The organism is Stenotrophomonas sp. S41 (assembly GCF_016624625.1).
Lineage (GTDB): Bacteria > Pseudomonadota > Gammaproteobacteria > Xanthomonadales > Xanthomonadaceae > Stenotrophomonas.
The window spans coordinates 1-9,556 of record NZ_JACVTV010000140.1 but is presented as its reverse complement, the minus strand read 5'-3'; the positions used below and the strand labels follow the sequence as shown (position 1 = coordinate 9,556).

The following is a 9,556-nucleotide window of genomic DNA, read 5'->3' as shown; positions in this document are numbered from 1 at the left end:
CGCAAACCCACAGTGCCCCGCCATCCCACGGAATGCAGGCTTTTGACGTTGTTTTTGACGTTGCTTCTGCAGGTGCAGGGCTGCAAGCCCTGCCGCCCCCCCCCTACTTCCGCGGCAGGTAGGTCACCAGCGAAAGGTCATGCCGGCTCTCCGGCACCAGCGCCACGTACTGCAGGTCCAGCAACCCGCGCGTGGGATGCATCAGCTTCTTCGCCCCCTCGTCGAAACGACGGACGTCATGCTCCGGCCACCATAGGCGGAACTGCTCGCTCTGCGCCGAAATGTCCTCGGCCAGCGCCAGGAACGGCGCCTTGTCCGGCGCCTGCGCCATCGCCGCACGGAACCCGGCCAGCAGGCCACGGCTCATTTCTTCCCAGTTGAGGATGCGTTCGCGGTAAGGCGCGTACAGGAACATCAGCCACAGCGTGTTGCGCTGGTTCGGCGGGAACTGGCTGTAATCCACGAACAGGTCGGCGATGGCCGCGTTCCAGGCCAGGATGTCGAAGCGCGTGTTGCGGACATAGGCCGGGATCGGCTGCATCGCCTCCACCAGCTGGCGCAGGCCGTCGGTCACGCTTTCGTCCGGCGATTCCAGCGGCACGCCGTAACCGGACAGCGCGAAGGCGTACGCGCGCTCGTCATCGCTCAGGCGCAGCACCGTCGCCAGGCGTTCGAGCACTTCGGGCGAGGCACGTACTTCGCGGCCCTGCTCGATCCAGGTGTACCAGCTGACACTGACCCCGATGGCCAGCGCCACTTCCTCGCGCTTCAGGCCCGGGGTGCGCCGACGCCCGGCCGGCAGGCCAAGTGTGGCGGGATCGACACGGGCGCGGCAGGCTTTCAGGAAGCCGCCCAGTTCCTTGCGTTCACTCTCGCTGCGCATCATCGCTACCGCCGCACCTGTTGTAGCGTCGAGCCATGCTCGACGGATCTGCCAGCCTGCGAAAAGCAGCCAAGCATGGCTTGGCTCTACAGTAAAGCCGGATCAACCGCCCTCGGCATTGCGCACGAGGGCGATGACATCCGCGCAGGCGCGCCGATCAGGCATCGATGCGCTTGGAACCCACGGCCAAGCCGGCCTTCAGGCTGGCCTCGACGAACTCGTCCAGGTCGCCGTCGAGCACCTTCTGCGTATCCGAACGCTCGATGCCGGTGCGCAGGTCCTTGATACGGCTCTGGTCGAGCACGTAGTTGCGGATCTGGCTGCCCCAGCCGATGTCGGACTTGGTGGCTTCCACCGCGTCCTTCTCGGCGTTGCGCTTCTGGATCTCCAGCTCGTACAGCTTGGCGGCCAGCATCTTCATCGCGTTGTCGCGGTTCTGGTGCTGGCTGCGGCCGGTCTGGCAGGCCACGACGATGTTGGTCGGGATGTGGGTGATACGCACCGCCGACTCGGTCTTGTTCACGTGCTGGCCACCCGCACCGGACGAACGGTACACGTCGGTACGCAGGTCGGCCGGGTTGATGGTGATGTCGATGTTGTCATCGATTTCCGGCGACACGAACACCGAGGTGAAGCTGGTGTGGCGGCGGTTGTCCGAGTCGAACGGCGACTTGCGCACCAGGCGGTGCACACCGGTCTCGGTCTTCAGCCAGCCATAGGCGTAGTCGCCTTCCACGCGCAGCGTGGCGGACTTGATCCCGGCCACGTCGCCACCTGACACTTCCATCAGCTCGGTCTTCCAACCGCGCGATTCGCACCAGCGCAGGTACATGCGCAGCAGGATTTCCGCCCAGTCCTGGGCTTCGGTACCACCGGCACCGGCCTGGATGTCGACGAACGCCGCGGCATTGTCCATTTCACCGGAGAACATGCGCTGGAATTCCAGCTTCTCCACGTGCGCCTGGTGCTTGTCCAGATCGGCGACCACGGCCAGGGCGGTATCTTCGTCCTGTTCGGATTCAGCCAGTTCCAGCAGCTCGGTCGCGTCGGTCAGGCCGTCCAGCACCGCGGCGATGCCGCCCACGGTCTTCTCCAGGCTGGAGCGTTCACGGCCCAGGTTCTGCGCGTATTCGGCATTGTTCCAGACGTCGGGGCTTTCCAGCTCCCGCGTTACTTCTTCGAGACGCTCTTTCTTGGCGTCGTAGTCAAAGATACCCCCTGAGCGACACCACACGATCGGTCAGATCGGTGATGCGCTGGCGGACAGGATTCAGTTCGATCATGTCGGCGGTTATGCACTAAATAGATGACTGCCAATGATACCGCAGGCGCCCGGCCTCGGGCGAGGCAGGCCGGGGCCTGTGGCCTCCGCTTCACATCCGGCCACATCATCCCGGTAGACTTCCCGACCGCCGCGGGAACAGAGGCCACGCGGACCATCCCAACCCCAAGGAGCACCATTTCAATGACGATCATTCGTTCCACCCTGTGCCTGGCCGCCTGCCTGCTCGCCGCGAACGCCTCGGCCATCGACCTGAAGGGCCTGAGCAGCACCGGCCTGAAGGCAGGCAAGGCGCTGACCCTGTCGGACGCCGAGGTTTCCCAGGCGGCCGACCAGGCGTGCGCCTACATGGACAAGGAAAACCAGGTGGTGACCGGCAGCGATCCCTATGCCCAGCGCCTGGCCAAGATCACCCAGGGCCTGGCCAACGAAGACGGCCTGAACCTGAACTTCAAGGTCTACCGCACCGCCGACGTCAACGCCTGGGCCATGGCCAACGGCTGCGTGCGCGTCTACACCGGCCTGATGGACATGGCCAGCGACGACGAGATCCGTGGCGTGATCGGCCATGAAATCGGCCATGTGAAGCTCGGCCACAGCAAGTCCAAGATGCGCACCGCCCTGCTCGCCTCGGCGGGCCGCGACGGCCTGGCCGCGTCCGGCAACGGCAACCTGACCCAGCTCAGCCAGGGCCAGCTCGGTGAACTGGGCGAGAGCTTCATCAACGCCCAGTTCTCGCAGAAGGAAGAGAGCGCTGCCGACGAGTACGGCTACCAGTTCATGAAGCGCCACAGCTACGACCCGGCCGCCCTGGCCAGCATGTTCCGCAAGCTGTCCAGCAAGGGCGGCCTGATGTCCTCGCACCCCGGCTCGGATGCCCGCGCCGCGCGTATCGATGCGATGATCAAGAAGGACAAGAAGTAATCCGCTGGCGGGCGGGCCTCCAGGTCCGCCCGCTCAGGACCCGGCCAGCGCCTGCCGCAGCAGCGGCAGCTGCCGCCGGCTGCAGGGGACCTTCGCCCCGTCGGCCATGTGCAGCAGGGCCTCACCGCCGTCCAGTGGCTCGATCGAACGCAGCTGGCCGCGGTGGATCAGCCAGCTGCGGTGCGGGCGCAGGAAAACGGCCGGGTCCAGCCGCTGCTCCAGCACCGCCATGGTGATGCGCAGCGGGTAATCGTGGCCGCGCACCCGCAGGTTCACGTAGTTGCCGGCCGCCTGGGCGTACTCCACATCGCCGGTAGCCACCAGGAACTCCTTGCCCAGCTTGCGTACCAGAAAGTGCTGCGGGCGCTCGACCGGTTCGACCGGCGGGCCGTCGTCGGGCGGCGCCAGCAGGTGCGCCTCACCCTGCCGCTGGCGACCGAACCAGGCCACCGCATGCACGGCCACCACCAGCAGGCTGTAGGTCTGCACGTCCTTGAAGAACTCGTAGAACCACTGCGCCGGCCAGTCGCCATAGGTGTAGTGCTGGCCGATCACGGCAAAGGCCAGCTTGCGCAGCAGGACCATGGCGCTGACGTGCAGCAGCCACCAGGCAATGCCACCCAGCACATAGAGGCCGATCCGGCGCCGCCAGGTGTCGGCATGGAGGGGCCAGCGCCGTGCTGCGGCATGCAGCAGGGCCACCAGACCGAGGCTGGCAAACGCACTGCTGAACTCCTCGATCGAGGTTGCCCCTGCCGGGAAGGCCTCGCCGTCACGCAACGCCCGCATCCACTTCACCAGCACATTGGCGACCGCAGTACCCAGGAACAGCACCGCCCAGAACACGGCGGTCAGCCCTGGGCGATGCGGACGCTCTGCAGCTGGGACGGGCAACGCCGCCGGATCTCCACTTTCCATGCCGCCATTGTTGCCCATCCGGCCCTGCGCGCATCCGCCATTGGTCCCTGCCACCCCACCATTGGCCCCAGCGCGGCCGCCATTGCGCCCCTCCCGCTGGTGGACAAGGCCAGGCAGGCGGACGCTGCAGCTTCTTTCCGATGCCCGCCGCCCATGCACCGTCGCCACGATCTGGACACCCTGCGCATCGCCGCCTTTGCGCTGCTGATCCTCTACCATGCCGCCATGGCCTATGTGGCCGGCTGGGATTTCCACCTCAAGAGCGCTTACACCGCCGAGTGGCTGCAATGGCCGATGATCGCGATGAACCGCTGGCGGATGCCGCTGCTGTTCGCCATCAGCGGCATCGCCCTGGGCCTGTCGCTGCCCGAGCACGGGCGCTGGCGGCACACGCTGCGCAGATGCTGGCGCCTGCAGCTGCCGCTGTTGTTCGGCATCGTCGCGGTGGTATCCCTGCAGGCCTACTACGAGGCCCTGGACAAGGGCGACGTGGCGCCGGGGCTGGCCCGGTTCCTGTGGCGCTACTGGCAGTTCCAGCCGTGGCCGGGCGCGCATTTCAGTGGCGCCGCCTATGGCTTCACCTGGAACCACCTCTGGTACCTGGCCTATCTGCTGCCCTACACCGTGCTGGCGGTGGTGCTGGCCAGCCTGCTGCGACCGCTGGGTGGGGCGCTGCCGCGCTGGCAGATCAGCGACCGTGTGCTTGGCGCACTGCTGCTGGTGCTGCCGGTGGCCTGGCTGGCCTGGGCGCTGCTGGTGTTGATGCCACGCTGGCCGCCCACCCACGCGCTGCTGGACGACGTCTATGTGCACGCCGAGTCGCTGCCGCTGTTCCTTGGCGGCTTCATGGCTGCACGCTGGCAGCGGGGCTGGGAGCTGCTGGTGCGCGGGCGCCGGCTGACCCTGGCGCTGGCCGTGCTGGGGCTGTGCCTGGAACTGGGCATCCGCGCACTGGCCCGGCTGCCGGATGTAGGCGATGTCGACGCCTGGGTACTGGCACTGCCGTGGGGCCAGACCGAACGCATCGGCCGGGCGCTCTATACCTGGTGCATGCTGCTGGCCCTGTTCGGCTGGGGCCGGGTGCTGCTGTACCGCCCGTGGCCAGGGCTGGGCTATTGCCGGGAAGCGGTGTTCAGCTGGTACATCCTGCACCAGACCGTGCTGATCGCGCTGCTGTATGCACTGCGCCCGCTGCAGCTTGGCCCGTGGCTGGAACCCACCCTGCTGGTGGCCGGCACCGTTGGCGGCTGCCTGCTGATCCACGAACTACTGGTCCGTCGCATGCGCTGGCTGCGCCCGCTGTTCGGCCTGCGCAACGACGCGTCATCGCTGCCCGTGGCACGTGTTGCACCGGTGTAGAGCCGAGTCCACACTCGGCTGCTGTCGCCCGGCTCTACCTGGATCTGGTCAGCAACCCGAAAATGAGGACAACGGATGTTCCAGACGCAGTGGCACCTGTGGTTGCAGCACACCTTCGACGCCGACTGGTTCCTGTCGGTGATGCAATTCATCAGCCTGCTCGGCTATGAAATGGCCTACACCGCGCTGATCCTGGTGTGTGCGTTCGGTGCACGCCTGCGCGCCGGCCTCTGCGTGATGCTGGCGGTGCTGCTGATGGCCTGCGCCACCCATGCGATCAAACAGAGCGCCGCCCTGCCCCGCCCCTCCGACGTGGATGCAGCGGTGCTGGACAAGGGCGAGCCATCGCACCCGTTCGTGGTGGATGGCGGCGGCCACACCTTCTGGGCACTGCCCGACGCGCAGGCCACCGCGATGCTGCGCGCCCAGCCGCACGCCGACTATGGCTTCAACAGCGGCCACGTGGGCATCACCACGGCGGCGGGCGTCGCCCTGCTGCTGGCGTTCGGCATCCGCCGGCGCTGGCTGCGCTGGACACTGGTGCTGGGCTGGCCCCTGCTGATGGCGATCTCGCGCATGTATCTGGGCCGGCACTTCCTGGCCGATGTGCTGGCCGGTTGGTTGATCGGCCTTGGGGTGGCCGTGCTGGCTTGGCAGTTGATGCCGGGGCTGCGTGGAGAAAGGCGCTGGCAGCTGCCGGTACTGCTGGGCCTGGGCGTGGCGTTGTCGTGGGCCTCGTTGTGGACGCCCCTGGTACCGCTGGGTGAAGCCTCGCGCCTGCTCGCACTCGCCCTGCTGGTGGCGTGGCTGCAGTGGCGCGGCTGGCCGGCCGATCCGCAGGGCGTCGTGCAGCGGGTGCTGCGCGTGGTTGGCGTGGTGGTGGTCTACCTGCTGGCGCGACCGGCCATCGAATGGCTGGCCTACAGAATTCCGCTGCCGGATGCGCCGATCACCGAGCTGCTGTGGCACACCGTAGGCACGCTGCTCATCCTCGGTGGCGGCATTGCGCTGGCACGGTGGATTCCGCGCCAGCGCCGCACTCCGCAGTAGATACACGCCATGCGTGGATGAATCGGGCGAGGTAGCGCCGGGCCATGCCCGGCGGACGCGGTGGATTCCACGCGGCCACGCATGGCGTGGCTCTACCGTACCTCGAACTCACCCACCAGCACGGTCTCCGCGCGATCCTTCAATCGCATGGTGACCATCTGGTCCTTCTGCTGCGGCGTGCCCCAATGGGTGGTCAGGCGCAGCATCAGGGTGGTCGCGCCGGTCACCAGCTGCTGGCGGCTGCCGAAGTAGTTGGCCTCCACCTTGTACTTGCCGGGCTTGGCATCGCGCAGCGAGAACTGTTCGGGACCGTAGCCGCCGGTGAAGTCCTGCGACATCTGCCCGCCCTGGTAGGTCAGCCGGTTGCCGTAGTACGCGCGCTCGCCGTTGGGGTCGGTCACCCACAGGTCCAAGTCGCTGTTGTCGGCGTCCCAGGCCAGCACCACGCGCAGGTCCAGCGGCATGGCCTGCAGCAGGCGTGGATCGATGCCGCGGGTATCGAGCTGCGGCCGGCTGCGTGACACCAGGTTGGTCAGCTCATCAAGCGCGATCAGGGCGATGCCATCAAAGCGGCCATTCCACGGACGCACCACCACCTGGTACAGCGGTTCCAGCGCCTGCTGCGGCTTGCCGGCTGCGGCCAGCGCCAGGCCGAGATCGCGGAAGCTCTGCGGCTCTTCCTGGCCCATCGCCAGCACCTGTTCGAACACCGGCACGGCCAGCGCGGGCGCGTCGGCCTGCAGCAAGCGGTAGCCGAGTACGCGCAACAGGTGGCGGTTGTCCAGGTCCATCTCGGCCAGGTTGGACAGCACGCGCAGCGCCAGCTCGCGCTGGTTCTGCTGCAGCAGCAGATCGGCGACGTCGAGGAAGAACGCGCTGCTGTCGGCATGCGCGGCACGCTCGGCCAGGTAGCGGTCGTACAGCTGGGCCGGCGGCCCCTGGCGCAGACGACGGGCCACCGGTGAGTCCGGCTGCCAGGCGGCCAGCTGGATGCCGAGTTGGCCGTTGTTCGCGGGCCCTGCCTCATCCTCGATCGCCGACCCGGTCACCGCGATGGCATCCAGGGATGTGGCGGCCGCCGGGGCCTGACGGCGTGCACGGGCGGTCTCCATCCGCGATTCGGCGGCCACCATGGGTGCGGGCGGCGGCGCAGGTGCGGCCGGTGCGGGCGCGGCGAGCAGTGCCATCGGTGCACTGGCTGCCGATGGGTCGTGGAGAATCTCCTTCGCCGCAGACGGCGGCGCCTGCTTCGGCCAGCTGCGGTTCCACCACTGCTGGCGCTCCTTCCACTGCGCGGCCACCTTGTCGAGCCTGCGGCGGTCTTCGGCTGCACGGTCAGCAACCTGGCGCGCATAGCCGCGGTCATAGTCGGCGCGCAGCGCGCCGGCCGGGCGGATCGCGTAGCGCAGGTAGTCCTGCAGGGTTTCCAGCACGATCAGCGAGGTATCCGGGCCCACCAGCCCGAACTGCTGCGACAGGCGCTGCATCGCTTCGCGGTTGCTGCGCCGGTCCACCGCCAGCTGCTGCAGGCGCGCCTGCGCCCACAGGCCAGCCAGCAGGTCGCCATCGTCGCTGCGGGTGGTCGACGGTAGCGCCTGCCATTCGCCCCCATCGACGCGCACGCGCATCGGCACGCCCTCGGCCGCCAGGCGCGCATGCAACCACAGCCATCCCTGCGCTTCGCTGCGGCGATCGATCACCACATCCTGCACGCCACGCCCGGCGTCGATCTGGATATCCAGCGGCGCGGACAGCAGTTCGCGCGTGGCAGCCTGCAGGTCATTACCCAGCGCCACGAAACGGCCGCCGTGGGCCTCGCTCCAGCCACGCAGACGGGTGACATCCGTGCGTGCGCCGGCACTGCTGATCGCGAACAGGCGCTGGCCAGCGGCAAGCGTCGGCAGTGCTTCCGGGCCGTAGGTCAGCAGGCCATCACTGACCAGCAGGTATTCCTTTACGCCGGGCTGCGGCTGCCAGTTGGCCAGCGCGCTGGCGCCGTCCGGCCGTACCTGCTGCAGCGCCTGGCGCAGCGCGCTCCAGTCGCCCTTGCGGATGCGGAACCGCCGCTCGGCCTCGGGGCGGTCGCGCAGCACGGTCAGCACGACATTGCCCTCGCCCATCGCCGCGAAGTAGCGGTCCAGCAGCGCGAACTCGCGGGTGCGGTCGCGCTGGCCGGCGGAACCGGAGCCATCCCAGAGCAGGCCGACCTCGCTCGGCACCGTGCGCGGCGCACGGTCAGCGGGCACCGGCAGCTGGGCCAGCAGGTAGTGACCGTCCTGCCACTTCGCCACCTGCACCTGCGACTGGCGCACCGCAGGCAGGGTCCACTGCAGCTGTGCCGGCAGTTGTGCGCCACGCCCCTGCCAGTGCAGCTGACCGCCCTGCAGGGAGAATGGCACCTTGCCGGCAGTCGCAGCGCCTGCTGCCTGCAGATCCAGCTTTACCGAGCCCGCGCCTGCAGCGAACTGCAGCGGCAATGCCCATTGCCAGCCGTTACCGGCGTAGGCCAGCGGCTCACGCACCACCAGCTGCACGCGGCGACTGCCGCCGGCCGGCAGCGGATACACGCGCAGGCGGAACTGGTTGCCCGCCGTCTGTTCCAGCAGGCCCGGATCGACGCCGCGGCGGGCGATCTCCTCGAACACCTGGCGACCGCGATCCTTCGGCACCGGCACCGCCTCGCGCAGCTCGCCACTGATATCCAGCGCAAAACCGCTGATCTGCTGGCCCTCGCCCAACGGGAACTGCAGCTCGCCCTCCAGCACGCGGTTGTTGGGGTTGTGGAATTCCAAGGTGATGCGGGTCTGTGCGATGCCCGCCTGGACCTCGCCTTCGATGCGCGCCTGTCGCAATTGAACCGGCTGCTCGGCGGCAGGGGCGATCAGCAGCGGCGTGCTGGGCTGAGGCCGCGCGTGGCGGGGCGACTGCGCGTCAACGGGCCAGGCCGCCAGCACCAGCAGGATCAGGGGGGCACAGCGGGCAAAGACCATGGCACGGCTCCAGTGGGATCGTGGACGGTTCAACGCACCAACACGGCAGGTGGGGTTACGGGTCGAACGTGGATGCATTCCGCCGGGCATGGCCCCGCGCGACCGCGGCGGGCGGGGGCGCGGGGTGCGGCGGGGCCCACCCGGCCGGCG

General features: G+C 68.3%; 7 protein-coding genes. 3 read left to right on the top strand and 4 right to left on the bottom strand.

What is annotated here, in order from left to right; genetic code table 11:
- Positions 1-103: 103 nt before the first annotated feature.
- Both IAE56_RS19360 and prfB read right to left on the bottom strand, forming a co-directional pair.
- Complete coding sequence (locus IAE56_RS19360) at positions 104-886, bottom strand: helix-turn-helix transcriptional regulator (RefSeq protein ID WP_200753653.1); 783 nt, start codon at positions 884-886, stop codon at positions 104-106.
- Between the two features lie 154 nt (positions 887-1,040).
- Positions 1,041-2,166 (bottom strand): peptide chain release factor 2 gene (prfB, locus tag IAE56_RS19355; RefSeq protein WP_108768747.1). Its coding sequence is split into 2 segments (ribosomal slippage): positions 1,041-2,090 and positions 2,092-2,166, totalling 1,125 coding nucleotides; the frame shifts between segments, so codons are not numbered across the junction.
- Positions 2,167-2,348: 182 nt separating this feature from the next.
- Here prfB and IAE56_RS19350 point away from each other — a divergent pair.
- Complete coding sequence (locus IAE56_RS19350; protein ID WP_200753652.1) at positions 2,349-3,089, top strand: M48 family metallopeptidase; 741 nt, start codon at positions 2,349-2,351, stop codon at positions 3,087-3,089.
- Positions 3,090-3,122: 33 nt separating this feature from the next.
- On the opposite strand, the gene IAE56_RS19345 is transcribed toward IAE56_RS19350, so the two are convergent.
- Positions 3,123-4,025: a LytTR family DNA-binding domain-containing protein gene (locus tag IAE56_RS19345; RefSeq protein ID WP_200753651.1), complete on the bottom strand. Its 903-nt coding sequence runs from the start codon at positions 4,023-4,025 to the stop codon at positions 3,123-3,125.
- Between the two features lie 135 nt (positions 4,026-4,160).
- On the opposite strand from IAE56_RS19345, the gene IAE56_RS19340 reads away from it, so the two are divergent.
- Together IAE56_RS19340 and IAE56_RS19335 are read left to right on the top strand one after the other, a co-directional pair.
- A complete protein-coding gene (locus tag IAE56_RS19340) occupies positions 4,161-5,366 on the top strand; it encodes an acyltransferase family protein (RefSeq protein WP_200753650.1) in 1,206 nt (401 codons plus the stop codon).
- A gap of 75 nt (positions 5,367-5,441) precedes the next feature.
- Positions 5,442-6,416: a phosphatase PAP2 family protein gene (locus tag IAE56_RS19335; RefSeq protein WP_200753649.1), complete on the top strand. Its 975-nt coding sequence runs from the start codon at positions 5,442-5,444 to the stop codon at positions 6,414-6,416.
- A gap of 92 nt (positions 6,417-6,508) precedes the next feature.
- Here IAE56_RS19335 and IAE56_RS19330 read toward each other — a convergent pair whose 3' ends face one another.
- Positions 6,509-9,406, bottom strand: a complete 2,898-nt coding sequence (locus IAE56_RS19330; protein ID WP_200753648.1) for a VIT domain-containing protein — start codon at positions 9,404-9,406, stop codon at positions 6,509-6,511.
- Positions 9,407-9,556 lie beyond the last annotated feature (150 nt).

Excerpts from the sequence above, each read along its gene's own strand:
- IAE56_RS19360 (WP_200753653.1), bottom strand. The coding sequence starts at position 886 with ATGATGCGCAGCGAGAGTGAACGCAAGGAACTGGGCGGCTTCCTGAAA.
- IAE56_RS19350 (WP_200753652.1), top strand. The coding sequence starts at position 2,349 with ATGACGATCATTCGTTCCACCCTGTGCCTGGCCGCCTGCCTGCTCGCC.
- IAE56_RS19345 (WP_200753651.1), bottom strand. The coding sequence starts at position 4,025 with ATGGGCAACAATGGCGGCATGGAAAGTGGAGATCCGGCGGCGTTGCCC.
- IAE56_RS19340 (WP_200753650.1), top strand. The coding sequence starts at position 4,161 with ATGCACCGTCGCCACGATCTGGACACCCTGCGCATCGCCGCCTTTGCG.
- IAE56_RS19335 (WP_200753649.1), top strand. The coding sequence starts at position 5,442 with ATGTTCCAGACGCAGTGGCACCTGTGGTTGCAGCACACCTTCGACGCC.
- IAE56_RS19330 (WP_200753648.1), bottom strand. The coding sequence starts at position 9,406 with ATGGTCTTTGCCCGCTGTGCCCCCCTGATCCTGCTGGTGCTGGCGGCC.